The following is a 23,875-nucleotide window of genomic DNA, read 5'->3' as shown; positions in this document are numbered from 1 at the left end:
CAGGTTTCTGTCGCCGACAATACTGTTGGCAGTCGCTCTGATGGCAGTCATCGTGATGATGATCCTCCCGGTCCCGTCGTGGGTGCTGGATGTCGGCCTTGCCGCCTCCTTCGGGCTGGCGATCCTGATCTTCACCGTGACCCTGTTCATCGAACGCCCGCTGGATTTCTCGGCCTTCCCCACGATTCTCCTCGCATCCCTCATGCTGAGGCTGTCGCTGAACGTCAGCTCGACAAAACTCATCATCGGTCAGGGCCACACCGGAACGTCCGCGGCCGGCAACGTCATCGAAGGATTTGCCAATTTCGTCATGGGGGGCAGCGTCTTCCTCGGCCTCGTTGTCTTCGGCGTGCTGATGATCGTGAACTTCGCGGTGATCACCAAGGGCGCCGCCCGCATGGCCGAAGTCGGTGCGCGATTTGCGCTTGACGGAATGCCCGGCAAGCAGCTCGCCATCGACAGCGACATGTCGGCCGGAGCGATCGATCACGCCGAAGCCAAGGCCCGCCGGGAAAGGGAGCAGCAGGAGACCACCTTTTTCGGCTCGCTCGACGGTGCATCGAAATTCGTGAAGGGCGATGCTGTCGCCGGTCTTCTCATCACGATGCTCAATATCGTCATGGGCATGATTATGGGCATTTTCGGGCACGGCATGGCTCTGTCCGACGCCTTTGAAACCTACGCCATCCTCACGGTCGGGGACGGTCTGGTTTCCCAGATCCCGGCCGTCATCATCTCCATCGCCTCGGGCCTTTTGCTGGCACGCGGCGGGGCGACCGGCTCGACCGACGCGGCCATCGTCAAGCAACTGTCGCGGCACCCGGCCGCCCTCGGGACGGTCGGTCTTCTCATGGCGCTCTTCGCCCTGGTGCCCGGTCTGCCCTTCGTTCCCTTCATTCTCGGGGCTGGGGTGCTCGGAGCGATGGCCTTTCACGCTGCAAACCATCCGCAGGACGTCCCGGACGAGGAGACCCCCGCGGTCGAACAGGAGGCACCCCGAAAACGCCGCATCGGCGATGTCCTCGATGTCGATGAAATTCATGTCGAATTTGCGCCCGACCTGGTGAACATGGTGCTGGATCCCGGCACCGGCCTCGATGTGCGGATCTCGAACATGCGCAATCACATCGCCTCCAGCTTCGGACTGATCCTGCCGGAAATCAGGCTCACCGATGCCGCGTCGCTGCAGACCGGCACCTACATCGTTCGCATCCATGGCGTCGAAGTGGCGCGCGGCGAGCTCAACCCCGATCTGGTTCTCGCCCTCGTTCCCGACGGCAAGGGAAAGCTGCCCGAAGGCCGCGACGTGACGGAGCCGGTCTACGGGGCGCCCGCGCGCTGGATCAGGCCGACCGATCAGGATCGCGCCGCGATGACCGGCGCGACGATCGTCACGCCGACCGAGGTCCTGGCAACCCATCTCCTGGAAGTGATCAAGCGCAATTTCGGCAGACTTCTGACGCTGAAATCCCTGCGAAGGATCCTGGATGAAATGGTGTCGCTCAGTGACGATGCGCGGTCCGAGGCGAACCGGCGCCTGCTCGACGAACTTGTTCCCGAGAAGGTTCAGATCGACATTCTGCATCAGGTCCTGCGCCTGCTGCTGGAGGAACAGGTGAGCATCCGCAACCTGCCCTTGATCCTGGAAGCGGTGGCAGAGATGCGCGGTCAGTCGACCTCGCCCGAGACGATCTGCGAACATGTCCGCCAACGGCTCGGCTTTCAGTTGGTCGCGGCCATGCGGCGGGATGACGGGACCATTCCGCTGATTCAGCTTGCGCCCGAATGGGAGGAAACGTTCAACACCTACCAGATCGAGGGGAGTCGCGGCGCGCTCGACGTGGCGCTGCCCCCCGCATCCTTCGAGAGCCTGACAACCGGCCTCGCGCAGGAGATCGGGCAGGCCGGAAACCGCGGCATCTTCCCGGCGCTCGTGACCTCATCCCGCCGCCGCCGGTTCCTGCGGACGGTGATGTCGGCGAAAGGCATGAACAACCCGGTCCTGTCCTTCGAGGAAATCGGGATCGAGGCGAGGCCGGCCCTCGTCGGTGTCGTGGCGGCATGACCCAGATTGCCGACCTTGCGGGATTGGCGGTCACCGGGCTTTGGCTGGGCGTGTTCGTGTTCTTCCGGGTCGGCGCGGCGATGGCCGTCCTGCCCGCGGTCGGAGAGCAGATGCTGTCCGTCCGCGTCCGTCTGGTCCTCGCGCTGATCCTGACAGTCGCGGTGCTGCCGGCCGTCGCCGACCTTCTCCCGCGGGAGGAGCCGGACGTCGCGCTCATGCTGCGCGGAGTCATGACCGAAACCCTGAACGGCCTGGTCCTGGGTCTTGCGCTGCGCATGTTCGTCTTCGCCTTGCAGACCGCCGGCAGCATCGCGGCGCAATCCACATCCCTGTCGCAATTGGTCGGAAACGCGGGAACCGATCCCATGCCCGCATTGGGGCATATCCTGATGACCGCCGGTCTTGCCTTGCTGATGCTGACCGGGTTTCACGTGAAGGCAACCGCCTATCTGATCCTGTCCTATGACATTCTGCCGCCGTTCAGTATCCCGGACCCGGCGGCAGTGGCAGAGGCCGGTCGTGAAGAGGTCACGAAAAGCTTCGCGCTCGCCTTCGCCCTGTCCGCGCCTTTCGTGATCCTGTCGGTGCTCTACAACCTCACGCTCGGCTTCATCAACAAGGCGATGCCGCAGCTCATGGTCGCCTTCGTCGGCGCGCCGGTGATCACCTTCGGATCCGTCGCCCTGCTGCTGATGACCGCGCCCCTGCTTCTGACCGTCTGGTTGGGCGCGGTGGATTCCTTCCTGTCGAATCCCTTCCGGTGACCTGCGATGGCGGATGACGACAGCAGCGACAAATCCCACGAACCGTCACAGCGAAAACTGGACGACGCGCGCAAGAAGGGGGAAATACCGCGCTCTCCCGACCTGCTGACCGCTGCCTCCTATTTCGGAGTACTGATCACAGGCCTGGCCTTGGGACAACAGACGATTTCCGCCTTCGGGCTGGCCATTCTTCCGTTGATCGAGCAACCGGATCGGCTCCGCAACCTCCTGCTCAGCGAGATGGGTTCGGCGCAGCTTGCCTCGCTCCTCCTCAGCGTCTTCACGCCGGTTCTTCCCTGGCTCGTCGTGCCGGGGATCCTCGTGGTGCTCGTCCTGTTCGCGAGCCGCGGCATTGCCATTTCCGGGGAAAAACTCGCGTTCAAGTTCAACAGATTGTCCCTGATCGAGAATGCCAAGAACAAGTACGGGCGCCGTGGCCTGTTCGAGTTCGTCAAGAGTTTCTCCAAGCTGATCCTCTATTCCGTCGTGCTGTGCATGTTCATCGCGTCCCGGCTGGACGAGATCATCGGCGTGCTCCGGGCGGATCCGCGCGAAGCCGTGATGCTGATGAGCGAGCTGATGCTGCGCCTGCTGAGCATTGTCGTCGTGATCGCGATTTCTCTCGGGGCGATCGACTATCTCTGGCAGCGCGGAGAGCACATGCGCCGGAACCGGATGTCGCAGAAGGAACTGCGCGACGAATACAAGGAGGCCGAGGGCGACCCGATGTTCAAGCAGCATCGCCGGGCGCGGGCCCAGGAAATCGCCATGAACCAGATGATGGCGGATGTGCCCGATTCGGACGTGGTGATCGTGAACCCGACCCACTATTCCGTCGCGCTGAAGTGGAGCCGGAAGCCCGGGGAGGCGCCGGTCTGCGTTGCGAAAGGGGTCGACCAGATCGCGCTCCGTATCCGGGAAATCGCGCAGGAGCACGACATTCCCATTCTCTCCGATCCGCCGACGGCGCGGGCGCTCTATGCAACGACGGAGATCGGCGAGCAGATCAAGTCCGACCATTTCCGGCCCGTTGCCGCTGCCATCAGGTTCTCCGAAGACATGCGCAAGAAGGTGCGGGAAAAGAAAGGGTTGAAACCTTGAAAGACGACATGAAGCATCTCCTGACGGTGACGGAACTTCTCAAGGACAGGACTCTCGAAAGTTACCGGAAGCTGCTTGCCGAGGAAGCGCAACTGAAAGCCGAGCGTGATCAGATCGACGCCATGAGGGAGGCCGCCAGATCGGAGGCGGCCAATTTCGGGGCAGGGCGGATGGTCGGGGCAGATGTGCTCTGGCAGGGGTGGTTGTCACGCAAGCGTTCCGAACTGAACCAGGCGATCATCATGGCGCGGGTCAAGCAGGCGCACGGGGTCACCGCCGCGCAATATGCCTTTGCCCGCGACAAGGCCGCGCGTGACGTCGCGGAGTCGACGCAGCGGGAGACGAAGCGCCGCCGGATGGCGGAAGAGGAAGACCGGCTCGAGGATCTCGGCCGGTTGATGCGGTTCCAGGCGGAGGATCGGGGCCCCTGAAGGCGCGCGGGCGCGTCAGGTGTCCTGTCGGGCGATCTCGGTGATGAGAACGCTTCTGACGACATCGCCCAGGGACCGCCGCGCGGATTCGAGCAGGGCGCGCCGCAGGATGTCCATCCTGTGCGATTCCGTGAAATTTCCTTCGAAGCCGCCGATGTTGGCGTGATCGAACAGGACGCGCAGAAAGCCGTCGCGCAATTTCGGCTCCCTTGCGTAGACATCCTCGGTCGAGGTGGCGGGCACTTCGAGGCTGAGGGCCAGGACGACGAGAGATTGCACGCGATCGTGGTCGAGGATGGGAACGATGAACTGGTTGTTCAGTTTCACGAAGGCCGCTTCGGTGCCGTCGTGTTCACCTGACCCGGCAGCGGTCGCCGCTGCCGCGCCGTGACCTGCCTCCCCCGACGCCTCCGCCGTGTCATGTCCGCCGGTATCGCCATGATCGGCGGCGGCATTCGCTTCCGCGGGAGGCGGGGCTCCGAGGAAGATGCCCGCACCGACGCCGGCGCCGGTCCCGATCAGGGCAAGCAGAATGGGGAGAAGCTTCTTCATCGGCGGGATCCTCAGAAAGGCAGTATGGCATCCAGAACTTGCTGTCCGAGCCGCGGCTGCTGCATGTCGGTGATCTGTCCGCGTCCGCCGTAGGAAATGCGTGCGGAAGCGATCTTGTCGTAGGTGATCTCATTCTGGCGGGACACGTCGTCGGGCCGGACGAACCCCGTCACCAGAAGCTCGCGCAGTTCGAAGTTCACCCTGACCTCCTGCGATCCCTCGATCGCAAGAATTCCGTTCGGCATCACATCCGTGATCGTCGCCGCAACCCGCAGGGTCAGCTTCTCGCTCCGCTTCACCGACCCGTCGCCGCCGGAGCTGCTCTTGCCGGAGAGATCGACGGCATCCGCAAGGCTCGCCCCGTCGGGAAGCTTGGGGTCGTGTCGCTGCGGAACCCCGAAAAGCTGCGGAATCCCGAGACTTTCCGAGCTCGATCGCGAGCGCGAGGTGCTGTTGGAGATCTGGGCCTTCTCGTCGATCTCGATGACCACGGTGAGAATATCGCCCCGCTTCATCGCGCGCCGGTCCCCGAGAAGGGAGCTCTTGGTGCCGCTCCAGAGCGATGCGCCGTCGGTGCGGCGTTGCGGAATCGCAAGGTCGGGAACGGCCGAATAGGCCATGGCCACACGCTCGGGGCTCTCCTCCGGAGGCGTGAAGCTCGGCGGTTTGCCGATGTGGTCGATGCGGGCACAGGCCGTGCAGGAAAGCAGGATCAGCAAGAGGGTACGTGGTGTCATGAGTCACTCGGATGTCACGGTTACCGTTCCGTCTGGCAGGACCGTGCCAAACAATGTCGTGCGGGACGTCATGTTCATGACGCGGATGCGCTCGCCGACGGCGCCGCGCCCGAGCGCGCGCCCTTCGGCCACGATGCGCAACCCGGCGCGCGCATAGGTCAGCTCGACGATCTGGTTGCGGTCGATCAGGGCCGGTTCGCCGAGGGCCCCCCGCAGCACGGGACGCCCGGGATAGATCGTCACGCGCGCCTCGTATCCCACGACATCGTCCAGCGAGTCATGGGCACCCTCGATCTGCATCGGATCCAGCCTGACGGCCTCGGGGCGCACGATTTCCTGGGCGCGGATGGTCACCGTTGCCACGACCGACCCGGCTATGGCGGAGGAGGGCAGGGCGAACAGGAGGGCGGCGGCGATCCGGGCAAACATCAGCGCACCTGGACCGTCGCGCCCAGCATCTGATCCGCGGCCGAAATCACCTTGGAATTCAGCTCGTAGCCGCGCTGCGCCTCGATCAGTTCGGTGATCTCGTAGACCGGGTCGACCGAACTGTCCTCGAGATAGCCCTGCCTCAGCGTGCCGAGGCCCTCCTGTCCCGGAGTCGTCTGCAGCGGCGGCCCCGAGGCTTCGGTTTCGGTGAACAGGTTGGAGCCCATCGCCTCCAGCCCCTTGGGGTTGATGAAGCCGACCAGCGTGAACTGACCGAGAAGCTGCGCCTCGACGGTTCCGTCGAAATAGGCATAGACCTCGCCGTCGGGGCTGATGGAAATGCTGCGCGCTTCTTCGGGAACCACGATTTCGGGGGAAACGGGAAGCCCGTCATTGGTCACGATGAGTCCCTCGCCATTGCGCTTCAGCGCCCCGTCGCGGGTATAACCGGCCTGGCCGGAGGGCAGGATGACCTCGAGGTATCCGCGGCCCTCGATGGCAAGATCGAGATCGCCGCCGGTCTGGGACACGGCCCCCTGTTGCAGCTTCATCGTGACCGCCGCCGGCCGCACCCCCATGCCGAGCTGGATGCCGGTGGGAAGGACGGTGCCGTCTTCGGCATTGACGGTTCCGGCGCGGGCGAACTGCTGGTAGTGCAGATCCGCGAATTCGGCGCGCCGGGCGTTGTACCCCGTCGTGCTCATGTTCGAGAGGTTGTTCGAAATGACTTCCACCCGCATCTGCTGGGCGCTCATGCCGGTGGCCGCGATTTTCAGGGCACGCATGGTTCGTCTCCTTATGTCATGAAGGCCTTGAGCGCGGACCGGATGCGGTCGTCTTCGCGTTCAAGAAAGTTCTGGCCCATCTCGTAGGCGCGCTGCACCTCGATCATCCGCGAGATCTGCAGGATCGGATTGACGTTCGAATTCTCGATGAAGCCCTGACGGATGCGGGGCGCGTCGACCGGATCGTACCCTGCATCCGCGCGGAACATGATGTCGCCCTCGCGCACCATCGCGCCGGGGTCGGTCGGCTGGACCAGGCCGACCTGTCCGATCGGGCGGCCCTGCGAACTGATCGTGCCGTCCTGCGCCACGGTGAAATCCGTCGCATCGGGGGGCACGAAGACCGGGGCGCCTCCGGAATCCAGCACGGTATAACCGTCCGACGTCACCATGTTGCCTTCGTTGCCGACGGCAAAGGCGCCGGACCGGGTCAGGCGCTCGCCGCGAGGTGTCTGGATCAGGAAGAACCCGTCGCCTTCGACCGCGAGATCGAACTGACCTCCGGTCTGGGTCAGCGTGCCCTGCGCAAAGGAGGTCGCCCTTGCATGGGCGGCGGACATGGACACGCTGCCCTCGTCGGTCTGCCGGATGTATTCCGAGAAGACGATGCCCTGCTGCCGGTATCCGGTGGTGGCCGAGTTGGCGATGTTGTTCGCGATCAGTTGCATTTCACGCATCAGCCCCTGCTGACGGGACAGCGTGGTGTATCCGGTGACGTCCATGTCAGCCTCCGCTTATCATCGGGACGATCATGTCCCGGAAAAAGGCGACGAGCGTTTCGGTCATGAAGCTCATCGACATCCAGAACACGACGACGATGGCCATCAGTTTCGGAACGAAGGTGAGGGTCATTTCCTGGATCGACGTGAGGGCCTGGAACAGCCCGACGCCGACGCCCGCCACCAGCGCGGCGGTCAGGATCGGAACCGAGGTGATCGTCGCGATCCAGAGGCCCTGCCGGAGCGTGTCGAAGAAGATGGTCTCGTTCAGCATTGCTCAGACCGGCATCCGGAGGATTTCCTGGTAGGCTTCGACGACCTTGTTGCGCACCGCGACCACGGTTTCGACCGCAAGTTCCGACTGGGCCAGGGCCTGAACAAGCGCATGCGGGTCGGCGTCTCCGATCATCGAGGCCTTGGCGGTCGTTTCACCTTCTTTCAGGGTCGCGGCGAAATCCTCCGCGACATCCATGAATTTCTGCTGCATGCCTTCGGAACCGGGCTGCGCCTCGGTTGCCGGACGGGAAGCCGCGTATTTCTGCGCGGCAAAGAGAGAGCGGACATCCATTCTGGGTCTCCTTCTGGGGCTTTAGCGGCGGAGCAGGTCCATGAGATTGCTGGACATCTGCCGCGTCTGATCGAACATCTTGAGGTTGGCTTCGTAGCTGCGCTGCGCCTCTCGGGCGTCGGCGAGTTCGATCATGAGATCGACGTTGGAACCGGCGTAATGGCCCGTGTCGTCGGCAAGCGGGTGGCCGGGATCGTAGACATCCTCGAGGTCGGACTGATCGAGAGAGACATCGCCGACCCGCAGATCCTGAAGGCTGCCTTCACCGGATCGGGCGGTTTCGAAGGGAATGGTCTTGCGGTGATATCCGGGCGTATCGACGTTGGCGATGTTCTCGGACACGACACGCAGGCGCATCGCCTGCGCACGCAAGCCGCTCGATGTGACGCTGAGGGCATCGGAAAAGGCACTCATTGCGGGACTCCGTTCATTCAGCGGCCGAGGCTGGCGCGCAGGATGTTGATGTTGGATCGGTAGATGGCGAGCGCCCGGTCGTGGGCGCGCTTCGCGTCGACCGCGACCACCATCTCGGATTCGAGCTCGACGGTATTGCCGTTGGGGTCCTCGGCGCCGCGCCGTTCAGAAAAGCGATAACCCTCGGGCCCGGCTCCGGCGCCCAGATGCTGCGGTCGCGTGGACCGCATGCCGTCGGCACCGCCTTCCAGCGTCCGGGCAAAATCGGGCATCTGCAACGCGCGATACTTCGGCGTATCCGCGTTCGCAATATTCTGCGCGCTGATGGCTTGCTGCTCACCCGCGTGTCTGGCCATTGCGATAGCCGTCCTGAATACATCCAGGTTCTGGAACATCGGGGCTTCTCCCTCGATTGGCTTCAATCAAGGCTTAACGGTGATTCCTTTAGAAATGGTTTGAACACCATGAAGAGGGCGTCCGATGGACAGGAACGACTTTACCGGGCTTAGATCGCGGATCGCGCAGGCCCAGACGGTTCACGCGGTCGGGCGGGTCCGCTCGGTCGACGGAACGGTCATCTGGATCCGCGGCCTGGCGCATCTGGCCTGCATCGGCGACCGGCTGCGCCTGTACCGGGCCGACGGCATTCTGGACGGTGAGGTGCTGCGCATCCGGGAGGACCTTGTCGCCATGCTGCCGGACGAAGGCGCCGACGGCGTGTCGCAGGGCGATCGCGTCGCGCTGGTCGGTGCGCCGACGCTTGCCCCCGCGGACAGCTGGATCGGCCGGGTCGTCGATCCCTACGGCAAGCCGCTCGACGGGATGCCGCTCAGTCCGGGGCCCCGCAGGCGGCCGTTCCGCGCCAGCCCGCCTCCGGCGGCACAGCGGCGCGGGCTCGGGGAGCGTCTCGAAACCGGTCTGGCTGTCTTTGACACGCTCTTGCCCATCGTCGAAGGCCAGCGGGTCGGCCTGTTCGCCGGTTCCGGCGTCGGCAAGTCGCGGCTGCTGGCGTCGCTCGCACGCGGAATGAGCGCGGATATCGTCGTGCTCGCCCTCGTGGGGGAACGCGGACGCGAGGTTCATGATTTCGTGCATGCGGTCCTCGGTCCGGAGGGCATGGCGAGGAGCATCGTCGTCGCCGCGACTTCGGACCGCTCGCCGCTGGAACGGCGGCGCTGTCCGCTTGCCGCCATGACCATCGCGGAGCATTTCCGCGATCAGGGTCATCATGTGCTCTACCTCGCGGATTCGATCACCCGTTTTGCCGAAGCGCATCGGGAAGTCGCGGTCGCGGCGGGCGAAATGCCGGCCCTGCGCGGCTTTCCGCCCTCCACCGCGCACCAGATCATGCGCCTGGCCGAGCGGGCGGGCCCCGGCCTGCCCGGTACCGGCAACATCACGGCCGTGTTCAGCGTCCTTGTCGCAGGTTCCGACATGGACGAACCCGTGGCGGATATCCTGCGCGGCGTTCTCGACGGGCACGTCGTCCTCAGCCGGGAGATCGCGGAACGGGGCCGCTTTCCGGCCGTCGACGTGCTGCGGTCCGTCTCCCGAAGCCTGCCCGAAGCCGCGAATGACGAAGAGAATGCCGCGATTCTTCAGGCGCGGCAGCTTCTCGGCGCCTATGCCCGCTCCGAAACGATGATCCGCGCCGGTCTTTATCGGGATGGCGAGGACCCCGTGCTGGACAGGGCGATCCGCATCTGGGGCGATCTCGATGCCTTCATCGGCGAGCCGTCGCCCAATGGATCGGAGGCGGCCTTCGGGCGCCTGCGCCTGTTGCTGCGGCGCGCGCAGACGCCGGCGCCGGCCCCGCAGAGACCGGGAAACCGGCCGATGGCGCGCACCGCCGGTGGTCGTCAGTGAGGAGAAGTTCCGAACTCCGGTCCCGTCGGCTCAGGTCACACCCGCGCGCAAAAGGACGGTCACGGCGCTGTCGAAATGTTCGCTCATGGCCGCTTCGGCACGGATGGAATCCTGCGTCATGATCGCCGTGGCGATGCGTTCGTGGCAGCGGATGTTCTCGGTCCGGTTCTCGAGATTCCCGCGGGACCGCCATCCGATCGCCCAGGTCTGCCGCGTGATGACGCGGAAGCTGTCGATCAGGATGGAATACAACAGGTTGCCCGAGGCGCGCGCGATGATCTCGTGGAACCGGATGTCGAGCTCCATGATGGCGCCCTGATCGGCCTCCAGCGCGTCGAACATGGCCTGCACGATGGTCAGAAGCTCGGCCGCATCCGCATCGCTGCGCCGCATCGCGGCAAGCGAGACGGTCCTCAACTCCAGCGTCCGCCGCACGTCGAGGATCTGCTGGATCGACAGGCGCCCGGAGTAGGTCGTGTGGTCGAGGATGACGCTGAGCGAGGAAGCGTCGGGCATCGCCACCCGCGCCTTGCGCCCGTTTCCGATGTCGAGGACCCGCAGCGTCGCCAGACCGCGCAGAGCCTCACGCGTGACGGGACGCGACACCCCGAGCCGTTCGGCCAGCGCCGCTTCGGAGGGCAGGACATCGCCGGGCATCAGCTCTTCGCCGCGGATCAGCGCGCGAACGTCGCGCATGGCACGCTCCACCAGGCCGAGTTCGGCACCTGCGGTCTTCTCCACACCCGGTTTCGGTTTCATTCCGTTGTATCCTGTCTGCCCATCCACCCTGTTAGACAGCCTTTCATCGCGTTCGGCAATTTTCGTCTGACAGGACGGGACCGGATTCTGCACTGTCCCGCACCGCGTCGCGGCGGCACGGGACAGCGGAGGCTCAGTAGATCGCGATCGCGGGGAAGGCGACCAGCAGCCCGACCGCGAGCAGTTGCAGCGCGATGAACGGCAGCAGCGAGCGGAAGATGTCGCCGAGGGATATGTCCGGCGGTGCGACGGATTTCAGGTAGAAGGCGGCGGGGCCGAAGGGGGGCGACAGGAAGCTCACCTGCATGTTCATGCAGAAGAGAACGCCGAACCACACCGGATCGAGGCCGAGCTGCTTCACGATGGGAACGAAGATCGGCATGGTGAGCAGCGCGATCCCGACCCAGTCTAGGAAGGCCCCCAGCACGAAAAGCACCGCCATCATCACCAGCACGATCACCGTCGGGTTGTCGGAAATCCCGGTCATCAGCGCCGAGATGAACCGGATGCCGCCCATCAGGTTGTAGACCCCCACCAGAGCCGTCGCGCCGATGCCGATCCAGACGATCATGCCCACCGTGGCCAGCGTCTGCATCGTGGCGTCGCGCATCATCCGCCAGGAGAACTCGCGCCGGATCAGGATCGAGATCACCACACCGCCCACCCCGATGGCCGAGGCTTCGGTGACGCTGGCGATACCGGCGTAGATCGAGCCGAGCACGAAGATCACGACCATGACCGGAAGGATCAAACCTTTCAGAAGGCGTATCTTTTCGGCCCGCGCGATCGGTTCGGGGTCCGGAGCCGGCGCGATGTTGTCCGAGGTGTAGGCGAGAACGAGGATGTAGATCACGTAGAACCCGGCCAGCATGAAGCCCGGCACGAACGCGGCGGTGAACAGATCGCCGATCGAGACATTCGCGGTCAGCCCGTAGATGATGAGCACGATCGACGGCGGAACCATGGTGCCGAGCGAGCCGCCCGCGCAGACGACGCCGATGGCGAGCTTGCGGTCATAGCCCTGGCGCAGCATCTGGGGCAGGGCGATCAGGCCGAGCAGAACGATCTCTCCGCCGATGATCCCCGACATGGCGGCGAGGATGACCGAGACGAAGATGGTCTGCACGGCCACCCCGCCCCGGATGCGACCACCCACCAGTTTCATCGCGTCGAACAGGTCGCGGGCAATTCCGGAGCGGTCCAGAAGCGCCGCCATCAGCACGAACATCGGGACCGAGACGAAGACGAAGCTTTCGACGAAGGTGTAGATCCGCGAGGTGATGAGCGGCACCGCGACGGGGCCGTAGCCCACCAGGGCAAAGACAAGCGCCACCAGCAGCGTGACGAAGGCCAGCGGCATTCCGGTAAGGAGCAGGACGACCATCAGGCCGAACATCATCAGCGTGGCCGGGCCGATTCCCAGCGCGGCAAGATCGACAAGGGCGGTCATTCGGGCGCTCCGTCATCCGCGCTGCGGGTGGGCGTATGGCCCCCCGACCGGCGGGCATGATTGAAGGTCAGGACGATGAATTGCAGCGTCAGCAACAGCAGCATGCCAAGCAGGAAGGTCTTGACCAGAGCCGGGGTCGGCGGGTTCCAGGCCGAGCCGGACCGCTCCATCTGGAAACCGCCGGTGGGGGACCAGAGCGACTTTTCCACCATCAGCCACGCGGCATAGGCAAAGAAGGCGGCGGCCAGCGCGGAGGCGGCCGAAATCACCACGTCCATCGCCTGACGGCCACGTGGCGGCAGCAGATCATAGATCAGCACAACGCGGATGTGGCTGTCGCGCGAGGCGCAGAACAGACCGCCGTATAGAAAGCTGACACCGCAGAGAAAGGTCGTGGTCTCGTGCGCCCAGATCGTCGGCGCGTTCAGCACGTAGCGCAGAAAGACCTCGGACAGGAGGATCAGCGCGGACAGCCCGATGGCCGCCGCGAATACGTAGCCACCGGCGTCGATCCAGCGGCCGAGCAGACCGGCTTCGGGAATGGCGCTCTTTTCCTCGCCATGCAGCGCGGCGGCGAGCGCGTCGTCGGCGGCGGTCGGAACGGGTTCGGTCATCGGGAAGCTCCCAATATTGGACTGAGCGGGAAACGGAAGCCGGGCCAACAGGGTGGCCCGGCAACATCGTTGCGACTTGCGGGGCTTACTCCATCAGCCCCTTGTCGCGGAGGTAGGCGGTCAGCGTGTCGTAGACCTTTTGCGCCATCTCCGAACGCTCGGCGACCTTCTGCCATTCACCCCGGGCAATGCCCCGGAACTTGGCGCGCTCTTCGGCCGACCAGTCGTGAACGGTGATGTCGCCGGTGGCCTTGGCCGCTTCGACCGCTTCGAGATCGCGGGCCATCAGGGTTTCGATCTGGTTCTTCTGGAACACCTTGATCGAGTCCTTGAGGTTGGCCTGGAGGTCTTCGGGCAGGCCGTCCCACGTAGTCTTGTTCATCGACACTTCGATCAGCGGCAGCGAGTGGAAGCCGGGATAGACCGGATGCGGCGCGATCTCGTTCATGCCGACGTCCTGGTTGACCGAGAACACCGAATAGTCGGCCGCGTCGATCACGCCCTTGTCGAGCGAGGTATAGACCTCGGACGCGGGCAGGTTCACCGGCGCAGCGCCTGCGGCGGCGAAGACGTTGGCGATCAGACCCTCGGGGTTGCGCACCTTGATGCCCTTGAGGTCGTCGACCCCGTCCAGCGGCACCTTGGACACGAAGGCTTCGAGGCCGGGCGTGGAAACTCCGATGAACTCCAGCCCGCGCGGATTGTTGAGCTCGTTCATCAGCTCGGCACCACCGCCGTTTTCCACGAAGTCGATCATCTCGGCAGGCGAGCCGTAGGCGCCCACGGGGTTTGCGATCAGGCCGTAGGCCGGATCCTTGCCCGCGAAATAGGAGGTGTCGGTGATGTGCCCGTCGATGAGACCGGCGGCGACGGCCTCCTGCGTTTCCTTGTAGTCGACGATGGAGCCGACCGGCAGAAGCTCGATCGCCACGCGGCCCCCGGTCATTTCGTTGACCGTCTGCGTCCACTGCTGCTGGAATTCGAAGTTCGGGTTGCCCGCGGGGTCCGACGACTGGAACCGGAAGCTGTAATCCTGTGCCTGCGCGGCAAGGGTCGTGAGGCCGAGGCTCGCGACCGAGATGAGTAGTGCCTTGAATGTCATGGTGTATCCTCCCTTGAGTGACATTCCGCGCCGGTCAGGGCGCGGCGGTTGGTTCGGTGAGACGGTTCCCGGTGTCAGAGCACCGAAATCATGCCGCCGTCGGCATAGATGATCTGGCCCGAGACATAGTTGGACGCGTCGGACGCGAGGTAGATCGCCGTTCCCGCCAGTTCCTCGGGCAGGCCCCAGCGGCGCATCGGGGTGCGCGCCTTGACCCATCCGTCGAATTCGGGATTGCTGATCAGCGCCTCGTTCATGTCGGTGACCATGTAGCCGGGGCCTATGGAATTGGCTTGAATGCCTTTTTCTCCCCACTCGGCGGCCATCGCCTTGGTCAGCATCTTGATGCCGCCCTTGGCGACCGTGTAGGGCGCGACCGTGGCGCGGGCGAGTTCCGAGGTCAGAGAGCCGATGTTGATGATCTTGCCATGACCGCGGGCGGCCATGCGTCTGGCGGCTTCGCGCCCCACCACGAAGGAGGCGGTGAGGTTGATGTCCAGCACCCGGCGCCAATCGGCGGTGTCGAGGTCGAGCATGGGCTTGCGAAACTGGATGCCGGCGTTGTTGATCAGGATGTCGACCGCAACGCCTTCGGCATCAAGCCGGTCGAAGGCCGCCTTGATCGCGGTCTCGTCCGCCACGTCGAAGGCGGCGGTCAGCACGTCGAAACCCTCGGCGCGCATCTCCTCGGCCGCCGTTTCCAGCCGCTCGGCGGAGACGCCGTTCAGGATCACGCGGGCCCCGGCCCCGGCCAACCCCTCGGCAAAGGCCCGGCCCAGCCCGCGCGACGATCCGGTGATCAGGGCGGTTTTTCCGGTCAGATCGAACAATTTCAGGGACATCAACCGGCCTCCGACACGCGCACGGTCAGATCCGCGCGTTCAAAGAATTGCGGGACGAGTTCGGTGCCGAGGCCGGGGCCTTCCATCGGGTAGACATAGCCGCCCTCGATGCGCGGCACCTCGGTGACCAGTTCGCGATACCAGCCCTTGTAGAAGGCGCGTACCGACTCCTGGATCAGCGTGTTGGGCTGGCTGAAGCTCATGTGGATCGCGGCGGCAAAGCCCACCGGGCCGATGCAGTCATGCGGCGCAAAGGGGCGGTGGTAGGTGTCGGCCATCGCGGCGATCTTGCGCCCCTCGGTCAGCCCGCCGGTCCAGCACAGGTCTGCCATGACCACATGCGCCGCGTCGCGGTCCATGTACTCCTTGTAGGCAAAGCGCGAGCCCAGCGTTTCGGAGGCACAGGTCCAGACATGGGTCGAACGGGCGAATTCCGCCAGCGCCTGCGCGTTGTTCATGCGGATCGGATCCTCGAACCAGCGCGGGGTGTAGGGCTCCAGCGCGCGGGCGATATCCTTGGCCACGGGCAGGTTCCACAGGCTGTGCAGTTCGACCATGATCTCCATCTTGTCGCCGACCGCCTTGCGGATCAGCTCGAAGGGTTTGATCGCGGTCTTCATCTGCTCGGCGGTGATGAACATGCCCTTGTTCTCGATCCCGGCAGGATCGAACGGCCAGATCTTCATCGCGGTGATGCCCTTGTCGAGCAGATCCTCGGCCAGCTCCCCGGCGCGGGTCATGAAACCGTCAAGGTCTTCGTAGGGCGAGGGCGGCTCGTCATTCTTCGCGCCGAGGTTCCAGGTGTCGACCGGCTTGATCTTGTTGGTGCGCACGTAGCGGGTGCCGGCGCAGGTATTGTAGACGCGGATCCTGTCCCAGCTCTGCCCGCCCAGCATGGTATGCACCGGCTGGTTGCAGACCTTGCCGAACAGATCCCAAAGCGCGATGTCGACGGCGGACGCGGCCCGGTATTCCACCCCGGTCGAGGCCTGGGCATTGGGCAGCGACACCATTTCCTTGTGCAGTGCTTCGATGTTGAGCGGGTTCTGCCCGACGAGCCGCACGGCCAGCGTATTGTGGATATGCGCTTCGACCGCCTCGGCGCCGTAAAAGGTCTCGCCCAGCCCGGTGATGCCTTCGTCGGTTTCCACATGCACCCAGAGGACGTTGGCGAACTCCTCCACACGGTAGGTTTTCAGGGCGGTGATCTTCATGGCTGGGCCGTTCCTCTTGCGTTCGGTGGTCCGCACGCGGCGAAGTTCGGCTCGGCGCTCCCGTCGCATCTGCAACGGCCGGACCTCCGTTTCCGGGATCCACTCCACCTCCCCGCCCTTGTCGTGACCGACACGGACCCTGTTCCGGCAGCCAGAAGAAACAGAGGTTTTGCCATATTGCAACATTTTTGTTGATTCTGGACTTACTAAATTTGCTAAACCTATCTTACAATATCTGAAATACGAGCATAATCAGATGCGTGTGCCGCCGGTCCCGCCATGTGCTTCGGACGCGGCGCGATGCGGGATCCTGGCAAAGCCGGTGCAGGGACCGCGCCGGAACGGGCGGCCTCATCGAAAATCCGGACGAAATGATTCGAAAAACGCCCCAGCGCCGCGGGACTGTGGCTCAGTCGCCGAACCCGAACAGGCGGCGGGGCGTGTTCCAGAGGATCGCGCGTTGCGTGTCGGGTTCGGGAACGAGATGCGCGAAGAGGTTCAGGAGGGGGCCGTAGTCCAGCCGTTCACGGGCGCGCAGGAAGGGCCAGTCGGAGCCCCAGACGCAGGCATCGGGGCCGAAAGCCTCCAGCAGCGCCGCGACAAGGACATGGGCATCGGCAAAGGGAAACGCCTGTTCCGAACACTTGATGAGCCCGGAGAGCTTCACCGCGGCCCGTCCCGTTCTGCCGAGGTCGAGCAGTTCGCGGAACCCCGGCTGATCCGGACCGCGTCCCGGAAGCGGGCGCCCGCAGTGGTCGAAGACCAGTTGCACCGGCGACGCGGTGAGCATCGGGAGGATGTCGAGCAGCATGTCGCCCTCGACCTGGACCTGCAGGATCATCCCCAGCGCGTGGAGCTTTTCCAGCAGCGCCTCGGTTCCGGCGTAGTGACCGCGCGGAAAGAAGGGCAGGTTGAAGGCCACGCCGACGATGCCCTGCGCCTTCAGATCCGCCAGCGCCTCGATCGAGATGTCATGCGGAACGACCGCCACACCACGGTAGCGCCCGCCACTTGCGGCGATGGCCGCCAGCATGCAGCGGTTGTCCTCCATGTAGCCGGAGTTGGGCTGGACCAGCAGGGCGTGTCCGATCCCGTGCGCCGCAAAGACATGGCCGATCTGGTCGGCGGTCCCGATCTCGGCCCCCGCCGGATGGTAGGGCGAATGCGCCACGTAGGGAAAGCCCGCAGGGTCGAAGACATGACAATGGCAATCGACCTTCGGCATGTCCCGGAACAGGGCGTTCCCGACCAGACTCAATACGAGATCCTCGCCACGGCGCGCAGCTCTTCGGGCGTCGTGGTCGGAAAGCCGAAGAATTCGAGATAGGCCGGAATCTGCTCGAAGAGCATGTCGGTCCCGACCTGAAAGGCGCAGCCCTTCTCGCCGGCAGCGGCAAGAAACGGCGTGATTTCGCGGCTCATCACCACCTCGCCGACAAAGGTTCCGGGGTCGATCCGGTCCACGTCCATCGGCAGGGGATCGTCGTCCTTCATGCCGAGCGGCGTGGCGTTGACCACCACGTCGAAGCCGGCCGGATCCTTGGAGCCGGTCGTGACGATCAGTTCGGGATAGTGACTGCGCAGGCGGTCCGCCAGCGCCTCCATCATAGGGGTGTGGCTGTCGAAGACGGCCAGTTCGGCCACCCCCGCCTTGGCGAGCGAGGCCGCGATGGCCGACCCGACCCCGCCCGAGCCGACGACAAGCACCTTCGCACCGGCCAGTACCTGCCCCTTGCGCATGGCGCCGCGGACAAAGCCTTCTCCGTCGAACATGTCCCCGATCAACCGGCCCTCCGGGTCGAGCCGGACGGCGTTGCACGAACCGGCGACGCGGGCGGTGGTCGCGGCCTCGTCGAGCAGCGCCATGGTCGTGACCTTGTGCGGCATGGTCACCAGCGCCCCGTGGATATTCGACAGCCGGAACACGAGCCGCAGGAAGGTGGCGTAATCCTCGGCCATGCAACCCATCGGCATCACGACGGCGTCGATTCCCGACTTTTCGAACCAGGGGTTGTAGATCATCGGCGCCTTGAAGGAATGGGTCGGGTAGCCGAGATGCGCGATGAGCTTGGTCTTGCCGGAAATCATGGATCCACCTTTCCGATGGGGGTCATCCCTCGTATCCGAGCAGTCTCGGGAGGAAGAGGACGATTGAGGGGAAGAAGATCATCGCCAGCAATGCCCCGACCAGGACCAGCAGGAAGGGCAGGATCTCGGAGATGATCTCGCGCAGGGAAATGCCGGTAACCGCGTTGATGACGAAGAGCAGGATGCCGTAGGGCGGCGTGATGAGGCCGATCATGCAGTTCACGACGATGACCACGCCGAAATGCACGAGGTCGATTCCGAGCAGGTTGCAGGTCGGGATGAACAGCGGCACGATCACCAGGATGATCGTCGTCGCGTCGAGCAGGCAGCCGAGCGCCAGGATCAGCACGTTCACCGCCAGCAGGAACACTATGGGCGAGACATTCACGTCCACCAGGTAGGCCGCCAGCGCCGAGGGGATGTTCTCGGAGGCGACGATGTAGTTCAGGATCAGCGCGCCTCCGATGACGATGCCGACCGCGGCCGAGGAACGCGCGCTTTCCACCAGGATGTCGTAGAGCGTGCGCAGCTTCAACGAGCGGTAGAAGAACACCGACAGCAGCAGCGCATAGGCGGCGGCGACGGCGGCGGCTTCGGTCGGGGTCGTGACGCCGCCGTAGATACCGTAGAGCAGGATCGCCGGCATCAGCAGCGCCGGGAAGGCGCGGCCGGTGACGCGGGGCAGGTCGCGCAGGGCCACCGGTTCCTCCGTGGCAAAGCCGCGGCGGTGGGAGATCCACCAGTTCATCGCCATGAGCACCCCGCCCATGAGCAGCCCGGGCAGGATGCCGCCCAGGAACAGCGCTCCGATGGAGGCGTTGGAAATCAGCGCGTACAGCACCATCGGGATCGACGGCGGAATGATCGGACCGATGGTGGCCGAGGCCGCGGTGATCGCGGCGGCATAGCCGGCCGGAAACCGCCCGTCCTTGCGCATCATGTCGATGATGATCTTTCCGATCCCCGCCGCATCCGCAACGGCAGACCCGGACATGCCGGAAAAGATCAGCGATGCCATGACGTTGACATGGCCGAGCCCGCCCTTGAACCGGCCGACCGTCGCCACGCAGAACGTCAGCAGCCGGTCCGAGATCGAGCCGGCATTCATGATGTTCGCCGCGACGATGAACAACGGCACGGCCAGCAAAAGGAAGCTCTGGTAGATGCCGTCGACCAGCGTCTTGCCCACCAGACCGATGGACGACCCGGCGGCCACCATGTAGGCCATCGAGGCCACGATGATCGCATAGGCGATGGGCACGCCGATCCCCGCGAGGAAGAACAGCGAGCCGACCATGATCGCGAGTTCGACGCTCATGCCTTGTCCTCCTGGTGAACGGCTTCTTCCACGGGCAGGACATGGAGTTCGCGGTCGGCCCCGTGCCGCACCGTTTCGACGGCGCGCCAGAGATAGCGCAGCCCGACCGCCCCGAGGAACACGAAATAGATCGAATAGATGGGCAGCATCTTGATCGGGAGCGTGGCCGAGGACTTGATCCGCAGCAGCTTCATCCGGTCATAGGTCGGCCCGATCGAGGACCACAGGGCGACCACGATGATCACGGCGCCGAGGATCGCGAAGACGGTCCGGACCTGCCGGGAGGCGCCGTTGTAGAGAATGTCGAAGGTGACGTGGTCGCGGTCCTGCACCACGAAGGCATTGCCCCAGAAGATCGTCCACAGCCAGAGCACCAGGATGAATTCGACGGTCCAGCCGAAGTAGGAGGCGTCGATGGTATTGCCGAAGGTCGCGACGAACCACTCCGATCCGACCGCGTAGCGGACCACGATCTGCAGGATGAAGGTGCAGAAGATCGCTGCCATCATCGCGGCCGCGATCCCTTCCGTCAGAATCCTGAAAGCCTTTACCGGACCTGTCATGCCCTAGTCCCCCTGTGCCTCCGGGAGTGTCGATCGCTTCCGGCGGAAGCCGCCCGGAGTCGCCATTCCCGGTCCGTTGTTCACGTTGCGGTATCGTACCGGACGGCCGGTCCGATCCCGGTGCGACGCGAATCGCGCCGCACCGGAGGTCCGGGTTACTTGCCGAGCGCGTTGATCGCTTCGAGCGTGCCCTCGGGCCAGCTCGCGGCGAATTCGCTGCCGAGGTAGGCCTCCTGAACGTGGCTGCGGAAGGCGGCGACGTCGGGTTCGTAGACGTCGAGCCCCTTGTCCTGAAGGAAGGCGACCAGTTCCTCTTCCTTGGCGAGCTGGGCAGCACGACCGCTGTCCGCGGCGGCGACGGCAGCGGCGGTCACCGCTTCCTGCTGCTCGGGGGTCATGCTGTTGTAAACCTCGGAGGACAGCGCGATGAAGTTCCAGTCCACCAGGTGCGAGGTCAGGGCGATCTGCTTGGTGACCTCGTAGAACTTGGCGTCCACGACGGTCGGCAGGGGGTTGTCCTGGCCATCGACGGCCCCGGTCTGAAGCGCGGTATAGACTTCGGTGAAGGCCATCGGCGTCGGGTTGGCGCCCAGGGCGCGGCCGAGGAACTGCCATGCGTCCGACCCGGGCATCCGCAGGTTCACGCCGCTCAGGTCGTCCGGCGTCTTTACGTCAAGCTCCGCACGGCTCTGACGCAGGTTCACCTGGCGGCGGCCGAGGTACATCGGCGCCAGGAGCCGCACGCCCAGCTCGTCCTCGACGGTCTTCTTGAACGGATCCATCAGCGCGTCATTGAAGACCGCGACCTGGTGCTCGGCATCCTGAAGAACGTAGCCGGCGGCAAAGATCGACCATTCCGGAAAGAACGTCGCGAGTTCCTGCGCCGAGGTGATCGACATCTCGAGATCCCCGGACGCGATCGCCTCGAGCTCCGTGCCCTGACCGAAGAGCGTCCCGTTCCAGTGCGGCTCGAACGAGGCAAAGTCCGAAACTGCCGGCCCGAACACCTCGGTCATCGCGACCGAACGCTGGTCGGTCTCCGAGCTCACGCTCGATAGACGCAGCTGGATCTTGTCCTGCGCCATGGCACTGGTTCCCAGAAGGGCCAGCGACGCGCTCGCCCCGAGCAGGACCCGGCGGGTCAAAGAAATGGTCATGTAATCCTCCCTATATCGGCATGTGGTCCGAAATGTTCCCTCTCGGTCCACACCGACCTTATCCCCGAGATGCCGGAAGCGCTACTGGAAGAAACACCGATTTTCCGAAAGGTGATGGATTTCCTGCGCTTAACGGGAGCCTGCGGAGGCGGTCCGCGGTCGCGCTACAACCATCACCCGTTGCGTTCCGGCGTCAGTGGGGGCTGGCCGATTGGCCAACCTCTCTGCTCCGATACACGGCGGGAAATGACCTGTTCAGCGTCAGAGTCTTCATGGTGAGGCGCTGCTCCGAACTGATCCGTTGAGCGATGTCACCGGTGGTGATTCCCCCTCACGGAAGATTTGGCCGAGCCAAATCGCCTGCCGGGCAATGGAAGACAACAAGGATCAGCGGACGGCCGCGCGCAGGGTCTTCGACGCCACTCGCCACAGGTGCCACATTGACTGGATGAGGAACGCTCTGACCCACGCCCCGACCTAACAGCGCGGCGGTAACGACGATACTGAAGACGATTTCATCCCAGGTGGGCCTAGTTGCAGAAATCGGGGGCTGAGCGCAGTTCCCCTTTCCCCGGGCAGATTTACTCTACGCGCACAGTGGCGGGTATGCCAGGAGCGGTGTAGCCGTTCAGTACGGCGATGCCGACTTGCAGTTCCGCGATCTGGCGATCGAAGTCTCGAGCCATCAATGGATGACCAAGCAGTTTGATGCAGTACATCTTGGACTCGACACGGCTCCGGCGGTGATAACCGCTCCATCGTCGCCAGTTTGCGCGGCCCCGGTACCTTGAGGTCCTTGGAGCGCCGTTGTGCGCGACGGTGCCCAGGCTCGTCGGCTTCCATGGCTTGGCGTTTTTACGAGGCGGTATGACAGCGGTGGCGTTTCGAGCGGCAATTGGTTCGTGGCACTTACGGGTGTATAAGCGCCGTCGGCGGTAACGCGACCAATCTCCTGATCAGGCGGCATTTGGTCCAGCTCTTCAGGCAACGTAGGCGCGTCACCAATGTGGCTGCCTGTGCTCTCGCCGGCCCGGACCTCCAACGTTTCATTGTCGATGCCGATATGTATCTTGCGCCAGATGCGGCGTTTGGAGCCACCGTGCTTGCGGGCGTTCCACTCGCCTTCACCTTCGGCCTTGATGCCGGTGCTGTCGATGAGCAGGTTCAGCGGACCCGCGCCGCCACGATAGGGGATGCTCACATACAGCGTTCGTTGGCGGCGGCACAGGGTAGTGAAGTCCGGCACCGTCCAGTCCAAGCCAACTAGCTTCAGCAGGCTTTGCACGAACCCCGTCGTTTACCGCAACGGCATGCCGAACAACATCTTCATAGTCAGACAAGTCTGGATCGCCGCGTCGCTGAAGTTCGGTTGTCGGTCAGGCTTGCCGCTCGGTGGTGGTCGCCACGCCATCTCTTGATCAAACCTGATCGACACTGATCCACGCCGCTTCAACGCTTCATTGTAAGCCGACCAGTGCCCAGATGCCCATGCCCTCCAGCTATCATTCTGGATTCACAAAGTGAATCCCTCAGTCGAATTGTGCAACAAGGTCGCCATCAATGATAGATCTCCCTGAAACAATTGCCCGGAACATTTCAGTGACACCCAGCTTCGAAATCAAGCGCCAGCGAACACAAATAGAATGACACTACCCATCCGATGGGTTTCTCAACCCTGTCACAGTCGACGCTTCGATCAGGGATCCGTCCGAAAGAGTAAGATAAACAAAACCTGACTCTCCTCTTACTTCGACAATTCGATTGTAGGCAAGCGCAGTATGAGTCGCCAAAAGTTCACCATCATCGTAACTCTCGATCTCGAAATTATAGATGCCGGAAGGCGCAGGGTCACCAGAGTTGGTCGCTCCGTCCCAGGAATAGAATGGATCCATAATGTCGAGTTGCTGGGAATATATTTCATCGCCACTCTCATTGCGCACGACGATACGGGCGCTATCCGCTGACGACGCCACGTCGGGCCTGATCTCGATGGCAGTACCGCCAAATTCAACAGGTGCTCTGGACAACGCCTCCATTCCTACCCATGACGCCATCTGCTGAAACGCACTTCCAACCAACTGCGTTGAAAGCTGTGCCAAGAGGTCATTGGTCAGAACTTGTTGTTCGACCGAAGAGAAAGTCGCCAGTTGTGTCGCATAGTCCGTAGCGTCAACCGGATTCAACGGATCCTGGTTCTGCATCTGAGTGGTGAGCATTCTGAGGAAGGTCTCGAAGTCTGAACTGAGAACGCCGTCTCCACTTGCCAAAGCCGCTTTTGAGGAGAAAGCCTCCCTGGAGGGAAGAGGTTTTGAAAACGTCGAAATTTCGGTCATCACG

General features: G+C 63.9%; 26 protein-coding genes and 1 pseudogene. 5 read left to right on the top strand and 22 right to left on the bottom strand.

From position 1 onward, the window contains the following. Positions 1 to 40: 40 nt before the first annotated feature. Genes flhA through ACN0RJ_RS01115 form a run of 4 tightly spaced genes read left to right on the top strand, consistent with a single transcriptional unit; the run spans position 41 to position 4,361 of the window. A complete protein-coding gene (gene flhA, locus ACN0RJ_RS01130) occupies positions 41 to 2,065 on the top strand; it encodes a flagellar biosynthesis protein FlhA (protein ID WP_417718780.1) in 2,025 nt (674 codons plus the stop codon). Beyond that, on the top strand, positions 2,062 to 2,829 hold the full coding sequence (locus ACN0RJ_RS01125; RefSeq protein WP_417718781.1) for a flagellar biosynthetic protein FliR: 768 nt from the start codon (positions 2,062 to 2,064) through the stop codon (positions 2,827 to 2,829). The genes flhA and ACN0RJ_RS01125 overlap by 4 nt, the downstream gene beginning before the upstream one ends. Before the next feature lie 6 nt (positions 2,830 to 2,835). Continuing rightward, positions 2,836 to 3,930, top strand: a complete 1,095-nt coding sequence (locus ACN0RJ_RS01120) for an EscU/YscU/HrcU family type III secretion system export apparatus switch protein (protein ID WP_417723160.1) — start codon at positions 2,836 to 2,838, stop codon at positions 3,928 to 3,930. A gap of 8 nt (positions 3,931 to 3,938) precedes the next feature. Next, positions 3,939 to 4,361 carry a hypothetical protein gene (locus ACN0RJ_RS01115; protein WP_417723159.1) on the top strand — a complete coding sequence of 141 codons (423 nt, stop codon included), beginning with the start codon at positions 3,939 to 3,941 and terminating at the stop codon, positions 4,359 to 4,361. Positions 4,362 to 4,376: 15 nt separating this feature from the next. Here the strand turns inward: ACN0RJ_RS01115 and ACN0RJ_RS01110 are convergent, their stop codons facing one another. From ACN0RJ_RS01110 to ACN0RJ_RS01070, 9 genes are read right to left on the bottom strand one after another with little or no spacing between them, the layout of a single operon-like run. Beyond that, the gene (locus ACN0RJ_RS01110) at positions 4,377 to 4,913 is read right to left on the bottom strand and encodes a flagellar basal body-associated FliL family protein (protein ID WP_417723158.1); all 537 of its coding nucleotides are present in this window, start codon (positions 4,911 to 4,913) and stop codon (positions 4,377 to 4,379) included. 11 nt (positions 4,914 to 4,924) lie between these two features. Beyond that, entirely contained in the window at positions 4,925 to 5,650 is a 726-nt protein-coding gene (gene flgH / locus ACN0RJ_RS01105; protein ID WP_417723157.1) for a flagellar basal body L-ring protein FlgH, read from the bottom strand. Positions 5,651 to 5,653: 3 nt separating this feature from the next. Further along, positions 5,654 to 6,079, bottom strand: coding sequence for a flagellar basal body P-ring formation chaperone FlgA (gene flgA / locus ACN0RJ_RS01100; RefSeq protein WP_417723156.1), 426 nt, complete (start codon positions 6,077 to 6,079; stop codon positions 5,654 to 5,656). Beyond that, positions 6,079 to 6,864 carry a flagellar basal-body rod protein FlgG gene (gene flgG, locus ACN0RJ_RS01095; RefSeq protein ID WP_417718787.1) on the bottom strand — a complete coding sequence of 262 codons (786 nt, stop codon included), beginning with the start codon at positions 6,862 to 6,864 and terminating at the stop codon, positions 6,079 to 6,081. The genes flgA and flgG overlap by 1 nt, the downstream gene beginning before the upstream one ends. Before the next feature lie 11 nt (positions 6,865 to 6,875). Continuing rightward, positions 6,876 to 7,586: a flagellar hook-basal body complex protein gene (locus ACN0RJ_RS01090; protein ID WP_417718788.1), complete on the bottom strand. Its 711-nt coding sequence runs from the start codon at positions 7,584 to 7,586 to the stop codon at positions 6,876 to 6,878. 1 nt (position 7,587) lies between these two features. Next, positions 7,588 to 7,857, bottom strand: coding sequence for a flagellar biosynthetic protein FliQ (locus tag ACN0RJ_RS01085; protein ID WP_417723155.1), 270 nt, complete (start codon positions 7,855 to 7,857; stop codon positions 7,588 to 7,590). 3 nt (positions 7,858 to 7,860) lie between these two features. Continuing rightward, a complete protein-coding gene (fliE, locus tag ACN0RJ_RS01080) occupies positions 7,861 to 8,151 on the bottom strand; it encodes a flagellar hook-basal body complex protein FliE (RefSeq protein ID WP_417718790.1) in 291 nt (96 codons plus the stop codon). Between the two features lie 21 nt (positions 8,152 to 8,172). Continuing rightward, complete coding sequence (gene flgC, locus ACN0RJ_RS01075; protein ID WP_417718791.1) at positions 8,173 to 8,565, bottom strand: flagellar basal body rod protein FlgC; 393 nt, start codon at positions 8,563 to 8,565, stop codon at positions 8,173 to 8,175. Positions 8,566 to 8,582: 17 nt separating this feature from the next. Next, complete coding sequence (locus ACN0RJ_RS01070) at positions 8,583 to 8,960, bottom strand: FlgB family protein (RefSeq protein ID WP_417718792.1); 378 nt, start codon at positions 8,958 to 8,960, stop codon at positions 8,583 to 8,585. An 85-nt stretch (positions 8,961 to 9,045) separates the two neighbouring features. On the opposite strand from ACN0RJ_RS01070, the gene ACN0RJ_RS01065 reads away from it, so the two are divergent. After that, on the top strand, positions 9,046 to 10,431 hold the full coding sequence (locus tag ACN0RJ_RS01065) for a FliI/YscN family ATPase (protein ID WP_417723154.1): 1,386 nt from the start codon (positions 9,046 to 9,048) through the stop codon (positions 10,429 to 10,431). Positions 10,432 to 10,461: 30 nt separating this feature from the next. Here the strand turns inward: ACN0RJ_RS01065 and ACN0RJ_RS01060 are convergent, their stop codons facing one another. From ACN0RJ_RS01060 to ACN0RJ_RS01000, 13 genes and pseudogenes are all read right to left on the bottom strand, one after another. After that, the gene (locus tag ACN0RJ_RS01060) at positions 10,462 to 11,190 is read right to left on the bottom strand and encodes a FadR/GntR family transcriptional regulator (protein ID WP_417723153.1); all 729 of its coding nucleotides are present in this window, start codon (positions 11,188 to 11,190) and stop codon (positions 10,462 to 10,464) included. A 133-nt stretch (positions 11,191 to 11,323) separates the two neighbouring features. Continuing rightward, entirely contained in the window at positions 11,324 to 12,640 is a 1,317-nt protein-coding gene (locus ACN0RJ_RS01055) for a TRAP transporter large permease (protein WP_417718795.1), read from the bottom strand. Further along, a complete protein-coding gene (locus tag ACN0RJ_RS01050; RefSeq protein ID WP_417723152.1) occupies positions 12,637 to 13,254 on the bottom strand; it encodes a TRAP transporter small permease subunit in 618 nt (205 codons plus the stop codon). The genes ACN0RJ_RS01055 and ACN0RJ_RS01050 overlap by 4 nt, the downstream gene beginning before the upstream one ends. Positions 13,255 to 13,339: 85 nt before the next feature. Beyond that, positions 13,340 to 14,356, bottom strand: coding sequence for a TRAP transporter substrate-binding protein (locus ACN0RJ_RS01045; protein ID WP_417718797.1), 1,017 nt, complete (start codon positions 14,354 to 14,356; stop codon positions 13,340 to 13,342). Between the two features lie 74 nt (positions 14,357 to 14,430). Then, complete coding sequence (locus tag ACN0RJ_RS01040) at positions 14,431 to 15,198, bottom strand: SDR family oxidoreductase (RefSeq protein WP_417723151.1); 768 nt, start codon at positions 15,196 to 15,198, stop codon at positions 14,431 to 14,433. Next, the gene (locus ACN0RJ_RS01035) at positions 15,198 to 16,412 is read right to left on the bottom strand and encodes a mandelate racemase/muconate lactonizing enzyme family protein (protein ID WP_417723150.1); all 1,215 of its coding nucleotides are present in this window, start codon (positions 16,410 to 16,412) and stop codon (positions 15,198 to 15,200) included. The genes ACN0RJ_RS01040 and ACN0RJ_RS01035 overlap by 1 nt, the downstream gene beginning before the upstream one ends. Positions 16,413 to 16,821: 409 nt before the next feature. Continuing rightward, a complete protein-coding gene (locus ACN0RJ_RS01030) occupies positions 16,822 to 17,670 on the bottom strand; it encodes an amidohydrolase family protein (protein ID WP_417723149.1) in 849 nt (282 codons plus the stop codon). Next, a complete protein-coding gene (locus tag ACN0RJ_RS01025; protein WP_417723148.1) occupies positions 17,667 to 18,500 on the bottom strand; it encodes a shikimate dehydrogenase family protein in 834 nt (277 codons plus the stop codon). The genes ACN0RJ_RS01030 and ACN0RJ_RS01025 overlap by 4 nt, the downstream gene beginning before the upstream one ends. A 22-nt stretch (positions 18,501 to 18,522) precedes the next feature. Next, the gene (locus tag ACN0RJ_RS01020; RefSeq protein WP_417718802.1) at positions 18,523 to 19,818 is read right to left on the bottom strand and encodes a TRAP transporter large permease; all 1,296 of its coding nucleotides are present in this window, start codon (positions 19,816 to 19,818) and stop codon (positions 18,523 to 18,525) included. Continuing rightward, positions 19,815 to 20,324 carry a TRAP transporter small permease gene (locus tag ACN0RJ_RS01015; protein WP_417723147.1) on the bottom strand — a complete coding sequence of 170 codons (510 nt, stop codon included), beginning with the start codon at positions 20,322 to 20,324 and terminating at the stop codon, positions 19,815 to 19,817. Before ACN0RJ_RS01015 ends, ACN0RJ_RS01020 begins: the two co-directional genes overlap by 4 nt. Before the next feature lie 212 nt (positions 20,325 to 20,536). Beyond that, positions 20,537 to 21,538, bottom strand: coding sequence for a TRAP transporter substrate-binding protein DctP (gene dctP / locus ACN0RJ_RS01010; RefSeq protein ID WP_417723146.1), 1,002 nt, complete (start codon positions 21,536 to 21,538; stop codon positions 20,537 to 20,539). 581 nt (positions 21,539 to 22,119) lie between these two features. Continuing rightward, positions 22,120 to 23,051, bottom strand: a pseudogene (locus ACN0RJ_RS01005) (IS5 family transposase). A 136-nt stretch (positions 23,052 to 23,187) separates the two neighbouring features. Then, positions 23,188 to 23,871 carry a flagellar hook capping FlgD N-terminal domain-containing protein gene (locus ACN0RJ_RS01000; protein WP_417718805.1) on the bottom strand — a complete coding sequence of 228 codons (684 nt, stop codon included), beginning with the start codon at positions 23,869 to 23,871 and terminating at the stop codon, positions 23,188 to 23,190. Between the last annotated feature and the right edge of the window lie 4 nt (positions 23,872 to 23,875).

It is taken from the genome of Salipiger sp., assembly GCF_048261495.1.
GTDB lineage: Bacteria > Pseudomonadota > Alphaproteobacteria > Rhodobacterales > Rhodobacteraceae > Salipiger.
The sequence above is the reverse complement of the archived record's forward strand: the minus strand, read 5'-3'. Positions and strand labels throughout refer to the sequence as shown.

Bases quoted from the DNA above. Each gene is read 5' to 3' on its own strand.
- dctP (WP_417723146.1), bottom strand. From the start codon at position 21,538: ATGACCATTTCTTTGACCCGCCGGGTCCTGCTCGGGGCGAGCGCGTCG.
- ACN0RJ_RS01120 (WP_417723160.1), top strand. From the start codon at position 2,836: ATGGCGGATGACGACAGCAGCGACAAATCCCACGAACCGTCACAGCGA.
- ACN0RJ_RS01025 (WP_417723148.1), bottom strand. From the start codon at position 18,500: ATGATTTCCGGCAAGACCAAGCTCATCGCGCATCTCGGCTACCCGACC.
- ACN0RJ_RS01065 (WP_417723154.1), top strand. From the start codon at position 9,046: ATGGACAGGAACGACTTTACCGGGCTTAGATCGCGGATCGCGCAGGCC.
- ACN0RJ_RS01040 (WP_417723151.1), bottom strand. From the start codon at position 15,198: ATGTCCCTGAAATTGTTCGATCTGACCGGAAAAACCGCCCTGATCACC.
- ACN0RJ_RS01085 (WP_417723155.1), bottom strand. From the start codon at position 7,857: ATGCTGAACGAGACCATCTTCTTCGACACGCTCCGGCAGGGCCTCTGG.
- ACN0RJ_RS01090 (WP_417718788.1), bottom strand. From the start codon at position 7,586: ATGGACGTCACCGGATACACCACGCTGTCCCGTCAGCAGGGGCTGATG.
- ACN0RJ_RS01125 (WP_417718781.1), top strand. From the start codon at position 2,062: ATGACCCAGATTGCCGACCTTGCGGGATTGGCGGTCACCGGGCTTTGG.
- ACN0RJ_RS01060 (WP_417723153.1), bottom strand. From the start codon at position 11,190: ATGAAACCGAAACCGGGTGTGGAGAAGACCGCAGGTGCCGAACTCGGC.
- ACN0RJ_RS01115 (WP_417723159.1), top strand. From the start codon at position 3,939: ATGAAGCATCTCCTGACGGTGACGGAACTTCTCAAGGACAGGACTCTC.
- flgA (WP_417723156.1), bottom strand. From the start codon at position 6,079: ATGTTTGCCCGGATCGCCGCCGCCCTCCTGTTCGCCCTGCCCTCCTCC.
- ACN0RJ_RS01000 (WP_417718805.1), bottom strand. From the start codon at position 23,871: ATGACCGAAATTTCGACGTTTTCAAAACCTCTTCCCTCCAGGGAGGCT.
- flhA (WP_417718780.1), top strand. From the start codon at position 41: ATGGCAGTCATCGTGATGATGATCCTCCCGGTCCCGTCGTGGGTGCTG.
- ACN0RJ_RS01110 (WP_417723158.1), bottom strand. From the start codon at position 4,913: ATGAAGAAGCTTCTCCCCATTCTGCTTGCCCTGATCGGGACCGGCGCC.
- ACN0RJ_RS01055 (WP_417718795.1), bottom strand. From the start codon at position 12,640: ATGACCGCCCTTGTCGATCTTGCCGCGCTGGGAATCGGCCCGGCCACG.
- ACN0RJ_RS01050 (WP_417723152.1), bottom strand. From the start codon at position 13,254: ATGACCGAACCCGTTCCGACCGCCGCCGACGACGCGCTCGCCGCCGCG.
- fliE (WP_417718790.1), bottom strand. From the start codon at position 8,151: ATGGATGTCCGCTCTCTCTTTGCCGCGCAGAAATACGCGGCTTCCCGT.
- ACN0RJ_RS01070 (WP_417718792.1), bottom strand. From the start codon at position 8,960: ATGTTCCAGAACCTGGATGTATTCAGGACGGCTATCGCAATGGCCAGA.
- ACN0RJ_RS01020 (WP_417718802.1), bottom strand. From the start codon at position 19,818: ATGAGCGTCGAACTCGCGATCATGGTCGGCTCGCTGTTCTTCCTCGCG.
- flgH (WP_417723157.1), bottom strand. From the start codon at position 5,650: ATGACACCACGTACCCTCTTGCTGATCCTGCTTTCCTGCACGGCCTGT.
- ACN0RJ_RS01045 (WP_417718797.1), bottom strand. From the start codon at position 14,356: ATGACATTCAAGGCACTACTCATCTCGGTCGCGAGCCTCGGCCTCACG.
- flgC (WP_417718791.1), bottom strand. From the start codon at position 8,565: ATGAGTGCCTTTTCCGATGCCCTCAGCGTCACATCGAGCGGCTTGCGT.
- flgG (WP_417718787.1), bottom strand. From the start codon at position 6,864: ATGCGTGCCCTGAAAATCGCGGCCACCGGCATGAGCGCCCAGCAGATG.
- ACN0RJ_RS01035 (WP_417723150.1), bottom strand. From the start codon at position 16,412: ATGAAGATCACCGCCCTGAAAACCTACCGTGTGGAGGAGTTCGCCAAC.
- ACN0RJ_RS01015 (WP_417723147.1), bottom strand. From the start codon at position 20,324: ATGGCAGCGATCTTCTGCACCTTCATCCTGCAGATCGTGGTCCGCTAC.